This window comes from Aeromonas sp. LsrichE-8G (assembly GCF_022869435.1).
GTDB lineage: Bacteria > Pseudomonadota > Gammaproteobacteria > Enterobacterales > Aeromonadaceae > Aeromonas > Aeromonas caviae.
This window is the reverse complement of the sequence record NZ_JALIHH010000064.1, coordinates 14,667-30,037: the sequence shown is the minus strand read 5'-3', so window position 1 is coordinate 30,037 and position 15,371 is coordinate 14,667. Positions and strand designations below refer to the sequence as shown.

At 60.3% G+C, this 15,371-nt stretch carries 14 protein-coding genes; 13 read left to right on the top strand and 1 reads right to left on the bottom strand.

What is annotated here, in order from left to right; translation table 11 throughout:
* Positions 1-30: 30 nt before the first annotated feature.
* The gene (locus MUW49_RS11965) at positions 31-675 is read left to right on the top strand and encodes a DsbA family protein (protein WP_043155970.1); all 645 of its coding nucleotides are present in this window, start codon (positions 31-33) and stop codon (positions 673-675) included.
* A 129-nt stretch (positions 676-804) separates the two neighbouring features.
* Positions 805-1,701, top strand: a complete 897-nt coding sequence (oxyR, locus tag MUW49_RS11960; RefSeq protein ID WP_010673817.1) for a DNA-binding transcriptional regulator OxyR — start codon at positions 805-807, stop codon at positions 1,699-1,701.
* Positions 1,702-1,771: 70 nt separating this feature from the next.
* Here oxyR and MUW49_RS11955 read toward each other — a convergent pair whose 3' ends face one another.
* Entirely contained in the window at positions 1,772-4,261 is a 2,490-nt protein-coding gene (locus tag MUW49_RS11955; RefSeq protein WP_010673818.1) for a PBP1A family penicillin-binding protein, read from the bottom strand.
* A 298-nt stretch (positions 4,262-4,559) separates the two neighbouring features.
* Between MUW49_RS11955 and tapM the strand changes: the two genes are divergently transcribed.
* The 11 genes from tapM to MUW49_RS11900 all read left to right on the top strand — a co-directional run bounded on the left by tapM (position 4,560) and on the right by MUW49_RS11900 (position 15,369).
* Entirely contained in the window at positions 4,560-5,621 is a 1,062-nt protein-coding gene (gene tapM, locus MUW49_RS11950; protein ID WP_280520795.1) for a PilM family type IVa pilus assembly protein TapM, read from the top strand.
* Positions 5,609-6,178: a PilN family type IV pilus biogenesis protein TapN gene (gene tapN / locus MUW49_RS11945; protein ID WP_039039579.1), complete on the top strand. Its 570-nt coding sequence runs from the start codon at positions 5,609-5,611 to the stop codon at positions 6,176-6,178. Before tapM ends, tapN begins: the two co-directional genes overlap by 13 nt.
* Positions 6,175-6,771 (top strand): PilO family type IV pilus biogenesis protein TapO, encoded by a 597-nt coding sequence (tapO, locus tag MUW49_RS11940; protein WP_041212566.1) that lies wholly within the window; start codon positions 6,175-6,177, stop codon positions 6,769-6,771. The genes tapN and tapO overlap by 4 nt, the downstream gene beginning before the upstream one ends.
* A 2-nt stretch (positions 6,772-6,773) precedes the next feature.
* Positions 6,774-7,301 (top strand): pilus assembly protein PilP, encoded by a 528-nt coding sequence (locus MUW49_RS11935; RefSeq protein ID WP_029314119.1) that lies wholly within the window; start codon positions 6,774-6,776, stop codon positions 7,299-7,301.
* A gap of 26 nt (positions 7,302-7,327) precedes the next feature.
* The gene (locus MUW49_RS11930; protein ID WP_052814886.1) at positions 7,328-9,553 is read left to right on the top strand and encodes a type IV pilus secretin PilQ family protein; all 2,226 of its coding nucleotides are present in this window, start codon (positions 7,328-7,330) and stop codon (positions 9,551-9,553) included.
* A gap of 191 nt (positions 9,554-9,744) precedes the next feature.
* The gene (gene aroK, locus MUW49_RS11925) at positions 9,745-10,263 is read left to right on the top strand and encodes a shikimate kinase AroK (protein ID WP_010673824.1); all 519 of its coding nucleotides are present in this window, start codon (positions 9,745-9,747) and stop codon (positions 10,261-10,263) included.
* A 17-nt stretch (positions 10,264-10,280) separates the two neighbouring features.
* The gene (gene aroB / locus MUW49_RS11920) at positions 10,281-11,363 is read left to right on the top strand and encodes a 3-dehydroquinate synthase (RefSeq protein ID WP_039039582.1); all 1,083 of its coding nucleotides are present in this window, start codon (positions 10,281-10,283) and stop codon (positions 11,361-11,363) included.
* Complete coding sequence (locus MUW49_RS11915; RefSeq protein WP_244812820.1) at positions 11,353-12,909, top strand: SPOR domain-containing protein; 1,557 nt, start codon at positions 11,353-11,355, stop codon at positions 12,907-12,909. The genes aroB and MUW49_RS11915 overlap by 11 nt, the downstream gene beginning before the upstream one ends.
* A 70-nt stretch (positions 12,910-12,979) precedes the next feature.
* Positions 12,980-13,852, top strand: coding sequence for a Dam family site-specific DNA-(adenine-N6)-methyltransferase (locus tag MUW49_RS11910; protein WP_029314124.1), 873 nt, complete (start codon positions 12,980-12,982; stop codon positions 13,850-13,852).
* Between the two features lie 190 nt (positions 13,853-14,042).
* Complete coding sequence (gene rpe, locus MUW49_RS11905) at positions 14,043-14,717, top strand: ribulose-phosphate 3-epimerase (RefSeq protein ID WP_010673828.1); 675 nt, start codon at positions 14,043-14,045, stop codon at positions 14,715-14,717.
* Positions 14,704-15,369, top strand: a complete 666-nt coding sequence (locus MUW49_RS11900; protein WP_010673829.1) for a phosphoglycolate phosphatase — start codon at positions 14,704-14,706, stop codon at positions 15,367-15,369. Before rpe ends, MUW49_RS11900 begins: the two co-directional genes overlap by 14 nt.
* Positions 15,370-15,371: the final 2 nt, after the last annotated feature.

The window sequence follows — 15,371 nt, the reverse complement described above, 5'->3', positions numbered from 1 at the left end:
CCCGGTTTTTTATCCAGCATTGAAGCGAGAATGATGATGAACGAAGCGCAAACAACCCTCCATTATGTCTATGACCCCCTCTGTGGCTGGTGCTATGGCGCCGCCCCCCTGCTGAAAGCCGCTGCCGAGATCCCGGGCCTTCGCATCGAACTGCATGGGGGGGGCCTCTGGATGGGCGCCAGGCGCCAGGCCATGGGACAGCCCCTGCGGGACTATGTGCGCCCCCATGACGAGCGCATCCATGCCCTCACCGGACAGCGCTTTGGTGAGCGCTACTTCAACGAGCTTCTGCTCAACGAGTCACTGCTCCTCGACTCCGAGCCGCCCATACGCGCCGTTCTGGCGGTGAGCGAGCTTGGCGGCGACGGCCTTGCCTTGTTGCACCGCATCCAGGAAACCCACTACCGGGATGGGGAATGGGTCGGTTCCCCGACACGGCTGGCGGCGCTCGCGCGGGAGCAGGGGCTGACACCGGAAGCATTCGCCCTGGCCTTTGGTCGGGTCGATCTTGTGGGCCATCTGGCCACAAGCCAGGCGTGGCTGCGCCGGCTCGGCGGGCAGGGGTTCCCGACCCTGGGATTGATGCAAGGGGAGCGCGTCGTTGCGCTGCCTGTCTCCTCCTATCTGGGAGAGCCAGCGGCGTTCGCGGATCACATCACCTCCCTGATGGGGTGAGTCTCTCGCCCATCGCCTGCGGCTTGTCAAAGGAGAGGGAGAGGGCAGACCCGTCTGCGCGCCTCCCTTGTCCCCCGCACCGTTCTTGTGCATGCTATCGGCCTCATTGAACGGCAGGATGCAGTACCTATGAACCTTCGCGATCTCGAATATCTGGTAGCGCTGGAAGAGGAGAAACACTTTCGCAAGGCAGCGGAGCGCTGCTTTGTCAGCCAGCCGACCCTGAGTGGCCAGCTGCGCAAGCTGGAAGATGAACTGGGAGTGATCCTCATCGAGCGCACCTCCCGCAAGGTGCTGTTCACGCCCGCCGGCGATGCCATGGCCCGTCAGGCGCGCAAGGTGCTCAAAGAGGCGCGAGAGCTCAAGAGCATAGGCCAGCACTTCGCCGAGCCCATGTCCGGCGAGATCCACATCGGTTTCATTCCCACCGTGGGCCCCTACCTGCTGCCCCACATCATCCAGGATCTGCGTGAACACTTCCCCAAGCTGGAGTTCTACCTCTACGAAGATCAGACCCAAGTGCTGCTCAAGCGGCTGGAGGAGGGGGAGCTGGATTGCCTCGTGCTGGCGGAGCTGGAAGGGATGGAGGGGTTTGGCGCCATCCCCCTCTATCAGGAGCCCATGTGGCTGGCCGTGCCTCAGCATCACCCGGAGGCGAGCGCCAAGGCGGTGCCCCTGCACAATCTCAAGGGCAAGAAATTGCTGATGCTGGCCGACGGTCACTGCCTGCGGGATCAGGCGATGGGTTTCTGTTTTGCCGCAGGCATCGGTGAGGATCAGCGCTTCAAGGGCACCAGTCTGGAGACCTTGCGCAACATGGTCGCCGCTGGCAGCGGCATGACGCTGGTGCCCAGGCTCGCCGTGCCCGCCAACCCGGAGGAGGGGGGTGTCAGCTATCGCCCGGTAATCAACCCCGTGCCGGGGCGCACCATCTCCCTGCTCTATCGTCACTACTCGGTGCGCCGCCCCTGCTTCAATGAGCTGGCGGCCCGCATCTCGAGTCTGATGAAAGCCCTGCTGGGCTGACGCAGCCCGCTCGTCATCCCGAAACAAAAACCGGCGCCTGGGCGCCGGTTTTTGTTGTTTCCAGGGGGACCTAGAAGATGTCGTCGGTGGAGACGGGACCGTCTGTGGTCGCATCGTCACCGCCATACACCTGGTTGCCATCGGAGATCTGGCTCGCGTAGCGGGTGGGCTCTGTGCCCTCCTTGAAGAACTCCTCCGTAGTACTGCCATCGGCGCGATTGGTCAGCAGACCGGTTTCACGATCGATGCGGACCTGCATGATCCCTTCGGGGACCGGCATCTTGCGCTCGGGCACCTGTTGCAGAGCCGTCTTCATGAAGTCAATCCAGATGGGCTGGGCGGCACCACCGCCAAACTCGGCCCGGCCCAGACCGCGCTGGTGGTTGTCAAAACCGATCCAGGAGGTGGCCACCAGATTCGGGGTATAGCCGGAGAACCAGGCATCCCGGGATTCGTTGGTGGTCCCCGTCTTGCCCGAGATGTCGTGACGCTTGAGGTCACGGGCTGCCCGCCAGCCGGTACCACGCCAGCCATTGCCACCCCAGATGGCGGTGGTCAGGGTGTCGGTGATGAGGAAGGCGCTCTGGGCGCTGATGGTCTGCGGTGCCATGTTGTTGGGCACGACAGGATCGATGGGGCACTGGGCCTTCCAGTCTGCCGTGGTATTGGCATAGGCATCCGCGCTGTCGAGACCGGCGGCGGCCAGCACGCCGCAGTCGCGGCAGGCGGCGGCCGGGTTGGCCTCGAACAGGGGGGTGCCGAAGCTGTCAGTCACTTCGGTAATGAAGTAGGGGGTGACCTGGAAGCCGCCATTGGCCAGCACCGAGTAGCCGCGCACCACTTCCAGCGGGGTGAACTCCGCCGCACCCAGCGCCAGGGATTCGTTGGCGGAAATGTGATCACGGGCGAAGCCGAAGCGGGTCAGGCCGTCGATATAGGTATCCAGCCCGATGGCGCGCATCAGGCGGACCGACATCACGTTCTTGGACTTGGCAAGGCCGAGGCGCAATGTGGTCGGCCCTTCATAGATGGCGGGCGAGTTCTTGGGCTGCCACATGGGGCCCTTGGCAGGATCCCACTGGTTGATCGGTGCATCGTTGATGAGGGACGCCAGGGTATAGCCCTGCTCCAGCGCGGTGGCATAGAGGAAAGGCTTGATGTTGGAGCCGACCTGACGACGGGCCTGATCGACCCGGTTGAACTTGGAGAGCTCGAAGCTGAAGCCGCCGACCAGGGCCTCGATGGCGCCGTCTTGCGGGTTCATGGCCACCAGGGCGGCGTTGACGTCGGGGATCTGGGAGAGCAGCAACTCTTCCCCTTTCTCCCTGACCCAGATCTGGGCGCCGACTTTGAGTACATCCCGCGCCGATTTCGGGGCAAAGCCCTGGCGATCGTCGGTGATGAAGGCACGCGCCCACTTGATGCCATTCCAGCCCAGTTCGGCCTGTTTGCCATTCTTGAGCACCAGGGTGGCGCTCTTGTCGCCGAGCTGGGTGACCACGGCGGCCATCAGGGGTTGATAGGTCGGCTGCTTGGCCAGATGGGCCATGATCTGTTCGTAGTCCCAGGCCGTTTCACCGGCTTTCCACAGCAAGGCGGTCGGGCCACGGTAGCCGTGGCGGGTGTCGTAGTCGAAGACACCGTCCAGCAGCGCCTGATGGGCGGCGCGCTGACGCTTGGCGGTGACGGTGGTATAGACGTGCAGCCCCATGGTGTAGGCATCTTCACCAAACTGCTCCACCATCTTCTGGCGCACCATCTCGCTCAGATAAGGGGCGTTCAGCGTGGTCTCGGCACCGTGAAAACGGGCCTTGACCGGCATCTTGGAGGCTTCGTCATACTGGGCCTGGGTGATCTTGCCGGTTTCCAGCATGCGACCCAGCACCACGTTGCGGCGGGCGAAGGCGCGCTCCGGGGAGCGGATCGGGTTCAGCATGGAGGGGGCCTTGGGGAGACCCGCGATGATGGCGATCTCATCCAGGGTCAGATCCTTGACCTCCTTGCCGAAGTAGACCTGGGCGGCCGCGCCGACCCCGAATGCCCGGTAGCCGAGGGGGATCTTGTTGAGATAAAGGGTGAGGATCTCGTCCTTGGAGAGGTTCTGCTCGATACGCCAGGCGAGGAACACTTCCTTGATCTTGCGTACCAGGGTCTTCTCGTTGCTCAGGAAGAAGTTGCGAGCCACCTGCTGGGTAATGGTACTGGCGCCCTGGCGCGCCTGGCCGGAGACGGCCCAGACGGTGGCGGCACGGATGATGCCGATGGGGTCTATGCCCGGGTGCTCATAGAAGCGGGCATCTTCGGTGGCGAGTACGGCATCGATCATGGACTGGGGTATTTCGTCCAGCCGCAGGGGGATGCGACGAATTTCGCCAAACTGGGAGATCAATTCCCCGTCCCGGCTGTAGACCTTCATGGGGGTAGCCAGTTTGACATCGCGCAGGGCGCTGACGTCCGGCAACTGGGGCTTGATGTAGAAGTAGATGCCGATGAGGCTGGCAACGCCCAGCACAGCACCCAGCATCATGACAATAAACAGGCGAACGAGCCATTTCAGCATGGAAGAACTACCAATCGTCTTAAAATTAGCCAACGGGCGCAGAGTATAGCCTTTTTACCCTCGCGGATTCGAGGTTTTCCTGTCCGCAAACAGGCGACCCCGAGAAGAGGCGGGAGGGTAGCACTCCAGGGCACAATTACCAAGGGGGCCGCAATCAAGGCCGAAAGGAGAGGGGCGTCAACTTTTGACACAAACTTTATGGCATTGATAGATAGAGCATTATATTGAGTTAAGCCGTCACATCATGACGCGCTGTCCTACAATAAGTCCGAAAACCCAATAACGCATGGATGTGTATATGTTTGGGCTATTAAGTAAGGGATCCCTCGTCTCCATGGCGGGCATTGATTTTGGCAGTCAAACCATCAAGGCCGTCACCATCAGCGGACGTCCCGGCAAGGTGCACCTCGGTTCGGTTGCCGAGATCCCCATGCCAAGAGGAACGCTGGTCGACTATCAACTTCAGGACATTGAACGGGTCAGTCAGTCCCTCAAGTCGCTCAAGCGGTTCGTGCAAGGGGATTGCCAGAACGTGGCCACGGCCGTGACCGGTTCCAACGTCATCACCAAGATCATTCAGGTCGATACCAACATCAACGAGAGCGAGCTGGAGAACCAGGTTCACCTGGAGGCAGAGCAGCTCATCCCCTTTCCCCTGGATGAAGTGAGCCTGGATTTTGAGATCCTCGGCATGGCGGGCGACAACGGGCGTCAGGAGGTTCTGCTCAGTGCCGCGCGGACCGAAAGCGTCAGTGGCCGGGTCAGTGCCCTGACGGAGGCAGGCATGACGACCATGGTGGTGGATGTGGGGGCCCATGCGCTCGGACGCGCCGTGCTGGCCTGCCTGCCCGACCTGCAAACCTCGGAGAAACCGGTTGGCATCGTCGACATCGGTGCCAGCGCCCTGACTTTCGCCGCCCTGCTACGGGGCCAGGTCATCTATTCCCGGTTGCAGAATTTTGGTGGTGATCAATACAGCCAGGCATTGGCCTCTTTTTACAGCATGAGTATGGAAGAGGCGGAACTGGCCAAGCTCCAGGGCTCCCTGCCTGCGGATCATGAGGTGGATGTCCTATTGCCTCACCTCAGCACCCTGGTGTTGCAGATACGGCGCAACGTGCAGCTGTTTTGCAGCTCTTCGGGGAACAAGGAGCTCTCCAGGCTGGTGCTGACCGGAGGGGGTAGCCTGCTGCCGGGGCTGGCCGGACAAATCGGCAGCGAGCTCAACTGCGAGGTGCTGCATCCTGATCCCTTTGCACTCTTTGGTAAGCCGCAGGGAGAGGGAGGGCTGACTCATGGGGCCAAGTACATGACGGCGCTCGGGCTGGCACTGAGGAGCTTCACACCATGTCAAATATAAACCTTCTGCCCTGGCGGCAGGCTCGGGCGCAGCGTCAGAAGAAACAATTCGGTATCCTGTTCGGTCTGTTCCTGGCGGGGACGGCAGCCATCGCCTTTGCTGCAGACTGGCTGGTGCAGCAGCAGATCGGTTACCAGCAGCAGCGCAATCAGCGGTTGCAGCAGGAGATGGCAACCCTGGACACCCAGCTTGGGGAGATCAGGCTTCTCAAGGAGCGGCGCAAGGAGTTGATTGACCGCATGCAACTCATCGAGCAGTTGCAGATGCGCCGCAACATCCCTGTGCGTCTGTTCAATCAGCTGCCGGTGCTGGTCCCCAATGGGGTGTATCTTGATAGCCTTGCCTTGCAAAACAACAAGATAGACGTGAAGGGAAAGACCGAAGCCTATGGCAGGGTTGCCAGCATGATGCGCCGAATCGACGGTTCCGGCTGGCTGACACAATCCCAGCTCAGCACCATTTTCACGGCCGAGGTGGCCCCCATCGCCCTGAGCCAGTTCTCCATGATGTTCCAGATTGCCACGGCGCTACCCAACGTGGCTAAGGGGCAAAAATGAACCTGCAACAACTCAACGACCTGGATCTCAATGACATTGCCCGCTGGCCGCCGATCGCCAAGGGCATCTTTGTCTTCTTCTGCTGTGCTCTGCTTGGCGGGGCACTCTATTACTACGTGATTGCCAATTCCCTGGCTGCCCTGGGTCGTGAAGCCGCAAAAGAGACTGAGCTCAAGGGACAATTCGAGAGCAAGGCCATGCTGGCCGCGAACCTGGAAGCATACAGAAAGCAGATGGTCCAGCTGGAACATCTGGTCGACACCCAGCTCAAGCAGCTGCCCAACACCCACGAAGTCGCCGGTTTGCTGGATGACATCAGCTTCATTGCCACCGACAACGGTTTGACATTGAACAGGATCAACTGGGAGCCAGAGGTGAAACACGAGTTCTCCACCGAGCTGCCCATGCGCATCGAGGTCGTGGGCACCTATCACGAACTTGGCAAGTTCACGGCGGACATGGCTGCTTTGCCCCGCATCGTGATCCTGGATTCTTTCCAGCTCAGCCAGGGGAAGGGGGGTGAGCTGATCGGTATGTCCATGCAGGCCAAGACCTACAAGTACAACGGCAAAACCGTGGAGAAAAAGCCATGAGCATGAGAGCGGGCGTACTTCTCTTGTCGGCGCTGCTGTTGACGGCCTGTGGGGGACAGGAGGACATGGATGAGTATGTCAAACAGACCAAGGCCAGAAAGCCGGTACCGATCGAATCTTTGCCGGAGATAAAGCCCTTCTCGCCCATGGTCTATCAACGCAGCGATCAGCGTAGTCCGTTCATTGCACCCCAGCCGGAAACCAGTTCCAGGCTGGATGCCAAGGCCAAGCCGGACTGTGCCCAGATAGTGGCCAATCGGGAAAAGGAGGTGCTGGAACGCTACTCGCTTGCCAGCCTGAGCATGAAAGGCTCCATCGGCAAGCAGGGGCAGTTGTGGGCATTGATCAAAACCCCGGACGGGCAAGCCGTGCGCGTCGGGCTCAACCAGCACATGGGGCTGGATCAGGGCAGGGTCATCAAGATAACGAACACGCATGTTGACTTGATGGAGACGGTACCGGATGGCAAAGGATGCTGGGTCACCCGAGAAACCCAGCTGGCCATGGCCAATCTCGACGCAAAACTATGATCAGGGATGATCAGGGATGAGCAGAGATGAGAACAACAATAAGAAGGATGACCGGTGTGGCGCTGCTTTGGCTGGGCGGATGCACTCAGGTGTGGGCAGTACCCGCGTTGCAGGAGGTCAAGGTGAATCCCCTGCTGGCCGATCAACTCCTGCTGGAGCTCAGCTTCAGCGAGCCGGTCAGCGGTTTTACGGACAGGTTGACCTATGAACCCAATCAGCTTCTGCTGCACGTACCCGGGGCCATCGGTGCCCTGACGGTCAATCCGCTGCCCATCAAGCAGCAAGGGGTGAACAACCTCCTGGTGGAGGGGAAGGGGCAGGGGCTCGACATCAAGATCGCCCTCGATCAGCTCACCCCCTATCAGGTCCATCAGCAGGGCAATAAATTGCTGGTGGCGCTGGGAGACAAGGCAGGGCAGCCGGTCGCTTCCTCGGCGGCGCCTGTTGCAGCCAGCCAGTCTGCGCTCGTCAGAAGCCAGCCGGTGACTCAGTCTGCATTAATTGACACCCAGCGAGTTGCCCAGAACCAGTCCCAATATCAGGCTCAGCCGGCCATGGCTTCCACACCTACTGTGGCTCCTTCGCCCGTTGCCCCCGGCAAGCCGGTGTTGTCCGTGTCTCAGGCAAACATGGGTGGCGCCTACTTCAACTCGGTCAAGGGCGTGGATTTTCGTCGTGGCAAGGAGGGGCAGGGGGAGTTCCTTGTGACGCTGGACAACAGTTCGGCGGCGGTGGATGTCAGCAGCCGTGGTCAGAAAGTGCTGGCCAAGTTCCACGGTACCCGGGTGCCTGATGATCAGCTCAACCTCATCAATGTGCAGGACTTTGCTACCCCGGTCTCCCAAGTGGAGGTGTTCCGCCAGGGCAATGACACCCTGTTTGAGCTCTCGGTGAACGGCCAGTTTGACTACCGTTACGATCAGGCCGACAAGATGTTCATCATCGAGGTGAAAAAACGGGTGGCCACCACGGCGGCGAAGCAGTACCAAGGAAAACCCATCTCATTGAACTTCCAGGATATTCCTGTTCGTACCGTGTTGCAGATCATCGCCGATTTCAACAATCTGAACCTGGTGACCACGGACTCGGTCTCCGGCAACATCACGCTGCGTCTCGATGGCGTGCCCTGGGAGCAGGCGCTGGACATCATCCTCAAGGTCAGAGGGCTGGACAAACGGCTGGACAACAACATCCTACTGGTGGCACCGGCGGACGAGATTGCCGCTCGCGAGAAACAGCAGATGGAGAGTCGTAACCAGGTGGCGGATCTTGCTCCCCTCTACACCGAGTATCTGCAGATCAACTATGCCAAGGCATCGGAAGTGGCGGCCCTGCTCTCCTCCGAGAGTACCAAGCTGCTCTCCCCCAGAGGGGCGGTCAGCGTGGATGAACGTACCAACGTGCTGGTGGTCAAGGACACGGCGGATGTCATCAGCAACGTCAAGCGGATGCTGGATATCCTCGATATCCCGGTCAAGCAGGTGGTGATCGAGGCGCGCATGGTGACCATTGATGATGGTTTCGATGAGGCACTGGGGGTGCGCTGGGGTGTGACCAAGACAGACGGTCATGGCAACGGCACCTCGGGCACCATAGAGGGTAATGATGGCGCCGGAAACAATGATGGCAGTTCCACCATCACTCGCCCCAACGTAGAAGACAGACTCAACGTCAACCTGCCGGTGACCAACGCGGCCGGCACCCTGGCGTTCCAGGTTGCCCGTCTTGCCAATGGCACCCTTTTGGATCTTGAGCTCTCGGCGCTGGAAAAGGAGAGCAAGGCCGAGATCATCGCCAGTCCGCGTGTCACCACGGCCAACCAGAAGCCGGCCCTGATCGAGCAGGGGACCGAGATCCCCTATGTGGAGTCCTCTTCGAGCGGGGCGACCTCGGTCACCTTCAAGAAGGCGGTGCTGAGCCTCAAGGTCACACCGCAGATCACCCCGGACAACAGGGTGATCCTGGACTTGACCGTGACTCAGGATACCAAGGGTGAAACCGTGCCGACCGGGACCGGGGATGCGGTGTCCATCAACGCCCAGTCCATCACCACCCAGGTGTTGGTCAACAACGGTGAAACTCTGGTGCTTGGCGGCATCTATCAACAGACCATCAAGAGCGATGTCAGCAAGGTGCCGCTGCTGGGGGATATCCCCGGGTTGGGCTATCTGTTCAAGAAAACCACCAGTGAAAACAAGAAGCGTGAACTGCTGATCTTCGTGACCCCGAGGATAGTGACCGACGCCCTCTGAAAACTTTACTTGTGAGAGTAAAACACATATAACCTTACGCCCCGATGAGGCTGGGGCGTAAGGGCTGCGGTTGCTAGTCCTGGTTTCTACTGAGATAATCCCCCTCCTGATCCATCGCAAGATAAGGTTCATAGGTACCCCGGTCGAGTGTTTACCGGGGCCATACAGTTTGTAATTACTAACGAAAAGACATGGCTGAGAAACGCAATATTTTCCTGATAGGTCCCATGGGTGCGGGCAAGAGCACCATAGGTAGACATCTGGCAGAACAACTGCACATGGAGTTTTTCGACTCAGATCATGAGATTGAGCGCCGCAGTGGTGCCGATATCGGCTGGGTGTTCGATGTTGAAGGCGAAGAAGGCTTCCGGATCCGCGAAGAGAAGGTGATCGGTGAGCTCGCCGAACAGCAGGGTATCGTGCTGGCAACGGGTGGCGGTGCCATCAAGAGCCGTGAAACCCGCAACAAACTCTCCGCACGCGGCATCGTGGTCTACCTCGAAACCACCATTGAAAAGCAATTGGCGCGAACCCAGAGAGACAAGCGTCGTCCCTTGCTGCAAACCGAAGAGCCGCCCCGTGAAGTGCTTGAGCGTCTTGCACAAGAGCGCAACGCCCTGTACGAAGAGGTTGCCGATTTTGTCATCCAGACGGATGACCAGAGTGCCAAAGTTGTCGCTAATCAAATCGTCAAGTTGATTGGTATGTAATTCATTAGAGGACGTCCATGGAAAGGTTGAAGGTCGAACTGGGTGAACGCAGCTACCCGATAGAGATAGCTGCCGGTCTGCTGCAACGCCCCGAGGTACTGGCGCAGACGATCAAGGGCAAGCGGGTCATGATAGTGACCAATACCGTGGTCGCGCCCTTGTATCTTGAACAGATCATTCAGTTGCTGTCCGGTTTTCAGGTGGAACACCTGATCCTGCCCGATGGCGAGGCCTACAAAACCCTGGCGACCTTCGAGCGGATCATGTCTGCTCTGCTGGAAACCAGCCATGGTCGTGATACTACTCTGATCGCTCTGGGGGGCGGTGTGATAGGCGATGTTGTCGGCTTTGCTGCGGCAAGCTACCAACGAGGTATTCCGTTTATTCAGGTGCCTACCACGCTGCTCTCCCAGGTTGACTCTTCCGTCGGCGGCAAGACCGCCGTCAACCATCCTCTCGGAAAGAACATGGTGGGTGCCTTCTATCAGCCCAAGCATGTGATCATCGATACCGACTGCCTCAAGACCCTGCCTGCCCGGGAATTTGCCGCCGGCATGGCCGAGGTGATCAAATACGGCATCATCTGGGATGCCGCCTTCTTCTCCTGGCTTGAAACCAACATGACCCGCCTGCAGCGCCTCGACGGTGATGCACTCTCCTATGCCATTCGCCGCTGCTGCGAGATCAAGGCCGATGTGGTCGGTCAGGACGAGACCGAGCACGGTGTGCGCGCCTTGCTGAACTTGGGACATACCTTCGGCCATGCCATCGAGGCGGAGAAGGGTTATGGCAACTGGCTGCACGGTGAAGCCGTGGCGGCGGGAACCATGCTGGCAGCCGAGACGGCCCTGGCCCGTGGCGACATGACGGCGCAAGAGGTGGCGCGAGTCCGCGATCTGCTGTTGGCCGCCGATTTGCCGGTCAAGGCACCGTCCGATATGGATTTTGCCGCCTTCATTCGCCATATGCGCCGTGACAAGAAGGTGCTGGAAGGCAAACTGAGGCTGGTGCTGCCGATCGGGATCGGACAGGCCCAGGTCGTGGCCGATGTGACAGACGAGCAATTGATGGCGGTGATCGAGTCTGGTCGTGACCACTAATAAATTGCTCAAACTGCCTTCTCAGCGGCAGTTGGTTGACCGGCTGCTGCACCTGATCGAGTTCAACCACCCCTTTGTTTTTCTCTCCGGCAAGCCAGGCAGTGGCCGTGGCACACTGTGCGAGTCGCTGCTTGCCCAACTGCCCGATGCGGTGCGGGTGGCCAGCCTCATCGGCAGCCCGTCCATGAAGATGGCGGATGTGCGCCAGCTGCTGTTGCAGCAGGTGGTGGCACGTCCCCTGTTCAACGCGCAGGATGCCCTGGCGGACAGCTTCTTTCGCATGGTGGGTGACAAGCCTGCCAGACTGCTGCTCATCATCGAACGTGCCGATACCTTGCCTGCCGAGCTGGTGGGGGAGTTGTGGGCGCTCTGTCGTCACAACGATACCCTGGCATCTCCTCATAAACTGGCCATCCTGCTCTCGGGTGATGACGCCTGGTGTCGTAACCAGAAGGCGCTCCTCAAGGGACGAGCCATGCCAGCCCTCGAGCTGGAAGTCGCGCCACTGAGCGCTCCTGAGCAACGTATCTTCTTGTATGAGAAGGCCAAAGAGCTCAAGATCCCGACAGCCCTCTTGCCCAAGCCGAAAGTGGAAGAGATCCTGAATGGGGCGGGCGGACATCCGTCAGCCATCATGCAGTTACTGGAGGATACCATGACCGACAGAAGGCCCAAGAAACGTCAGGCCGAGTTGCCCGTCAAGAAGATAGCGATCGTGCTTGCCCTGGTGGCGGGCGGGTTGCTGGCCCTGAGCTATCTGCCCCTGTTCGACAGTGCAGGCCAGGACCCCGCCCAGGCACCGTCCCAGGGGACGGCGTTGCCCGATCCCGTCTCAAGCGATCCTGTGAACGTCGGTGCGGCGAGCGGGGCCTTGAATACTCAGGCGAGCAGTGGCGCCGCTGCCATCCCGTCAGGGAATCAGGTTGCCCGCGATTGGCAGTCCGATGCCAAGCCCTTGCCCAAGAAGGTCGAGAGCGAGACGGTCACCACGGAGTCAACCAACTATGAGGGGCGTCGAGTCGTCATCTCCGACGAAGTGGTCGAGAAATTGATGAACCAGCCGAACGTCAGCGGCGCCTTGCCCACGGCCGTGGTGGATGAGCTGGTGGGGAGTGGTTCCCGTGCGGTCCCGACCGGAACGACGGCCCAGGTCAAGAATCCGGCCCCGAACAGTGTCCCGGCCCGGACAGAGGCTCAACCGGCCAGTGGCGCGCAGACAGCGCCGGTCGCGGCCCCAGCGGCCAAGGTGGCGTTGACGCCGGTGGCGACTCTCAACAAGAAGCCGAAGAATCACTACAGCATCCAGTTGATGGGGGCGAGCAACACCAAGGCGGTAGACAGCTTTGTGGCCGAGCATGGCTTGGCGGGCAAGGTGTGGGTTTACAAGACCCGTTTCCGTGGCAGTCCCTGGTATGTGGTGGTGCAGGGAGACTACGCCAGCAGTGCCCAGGCCAAGGCGGCCATTCGCAAGCTGTCGCCTGCCTTGCTCAAGGGACAACCCTGGCCCAAGTCATTCGCCCAGATACAAAAAGAATTGAAGCAATAGCCAGCCACCCGAGGAAGGGGGTAGAATCACCCCCCTTTTTTGGGCATAGCCTTGTCAACACCGGACTTCCATGAAAAAAACACGCGCGTTTTTAAAATGGGCCGGGGGAAAATACTCCCTGGTCGAAGAGATCGCCGAGCGTTTGCCGGCCGGGCGTGTGTTGCTGGAGCCCTTCGTCGGGGCGGGATCCGTGTTTCTCAACACGGATTACGACGCCTATGTGCTCAACGACATCAATCCGGATCTCATTGGCCTCTACAACCACCTCAAGCAGCAGCCGGACAGCTTCATCAGCGAGGCCCGCAAGCTGTTCGTGGCCGAGCACAACCACAAGACCGCCTATTATCGGCTGCGTACCCAGTTCAACCAGACCGCTGCCGGGTTTGAACGGGCTCAGTTGTTCCTGTTTTTGAATCGCCATGGTTTCAACGGCTTGTGCCGTTACAACAAGAAGGGGGGGTTCAACGTTCCCTTCGGTTCCTACAAGAAACCCTACTTCCCGGAGAAAGAGCTGTGGGCGTTTGCCGAGAAGGCGCAGAAGGCGACGTTCATCTGCGAAAGCTATGCCGACGCCATGGCCCGTGCAGAGGAAGACTGGGTGATCTACTGCGATCCGCCCTATGCCCCCCTCTCCACCACGGCGAGTTTCACCACCTATTCGGCAGGCGGTTTCACCCTGGACGATCAGGCGCTGCTGGCCAGGCTGGCTCGCCACACCGCCGCCCATAAAGGGGTGCCCGTGCTCATCAGCAACCATGACATCGAGTTGACCCGCGAGCTTTATCGTGGCGCCCGGCTCGACGAGATCCTGGTCAAGCGTACCATCAGCCGCAACGGCGGTGGTCGCAACAAGGTGGCCGAGCTGCTGGCGCTCTATCCGCCCGGCATCGAGCCCGAACAGGGCTATTATCCCGGTGAGGCGGAGCTGGTTGCCGTCGGCTGAGTGAACAACGGTCCCTGAGGGGGCCGTTGTCATTTCTGATGCTGCCGCTGGTATTCCGTGAGCCGCGCCTGGCATCGTGTGCCAGCCATGGTGCCGGAGCGGCGTGTTCTGTAGATGCGGGTCGTTTTCATCGCCCTTTTGCGATAAAATTGCGCCGTTTTTTCTGCCACGCTGCCAATGGATGACGCTGATGAAAGACTTTCTGATTGCCCCCTCTATCCTCTCCGCCGACTTTGCCCGTCTGGGTGAGGATGTGGCCAAGGTGCTGGCCGCCGGGGCCGACGTGGTCCATTTCGATGTGATGGACAACCATTATGTCCCCAACCTGACCATAGGCCCCATGGTCTGTCAGGCGCTGCGCGATTACGGTATCGAAGCGCTCATCGACGTGCACCTGATGGTCAAGCCGGTGGATCGCATCGTGCCTGATTTTGCCAAGGCAGGTGCCAGCCTGATCACCTTCCACCCGGAAGCCTCCGATCACGTGGATCGCACCCTGGGCCTCATCAAGGAGCAGGGTTGCCAGGCTGGTCTGGTGCTGAACCCCGCGACCCCGCTCACCTGCCTGGAGTACGTAATGGACAAGCTGGACGTGATCCTGCTGATGTCGGTCAACCCGGGTTTTGGCGGTCAGAGCTTCATCCCCGGCACCCTCGACAAGCTGCGCCAGGTGCGTCGCCTGATCGACGAGAGCGGCCGCGACATTCGCCTGGAAATCGATGGCGGCGTCAAGGTCGACAACATTCGCGAGATTGCCGAGGCGGGTGCCGACATGTTCGTGGCGGGCTCTGCCATCTTCGGCAAGCCGGATTACAAGGCGGTGATCGACCAGATGCGCGCGGAGCTTGCCCATGTCCGTCGCTGATCGCCCCTTTGACCTGGTGCTGTTCGATCTGGATGGCACCCTGATTGACAGCGCCCCGCAACTGGCGCTGGCGGTCAACCGTACCCTGGCGGAGCTGGGGTTGGCCGAGGCCGACGAGTCCGTGGTGCGTACCTGGGTCGGCAACGGCGCCGACAAGCTGATCCAGCGGGCTCTCGATTACCGCGACGCCCCGGAGCAGTTTGCCAAGGCCCGCCCCCTGTTCGACCGTCACTATCAGGCCTGTCTGCTGGAAGGCCTGGCCATGTATGACGGAGTGGCCCGGAGCCTGCGCCGTCTGCAGGGGCTGGGTTACCAGCAGGCCGTGGTGACCAACAAACCGAGTCACTTCGTGCAGCCCATTCTGGAGGCCCTCGGCATCAGCGACTGTTTCGCACTCTGGCTCGGGGGCAACTGCGTACCCGTCAAGAAGCCAAGCCCGGAGCCGCTGTTGCACGCCTGCCACGAGCTGGGTGTCAGCCCGTCCCGCACCCTGATGGTGGGGGATTCCGAAAATGACGTACTGGCCGCCCAGGCCGCCGGCATGAAGGTGGTGGGGCTCACCTATGGCTACAACTATGGCCGCCCTATCGCAGACTCGCGCCCCGACTGGGTTTGCGAGCAGTTTGCCGAACTCGACGCCCTGCTGGTCTGATC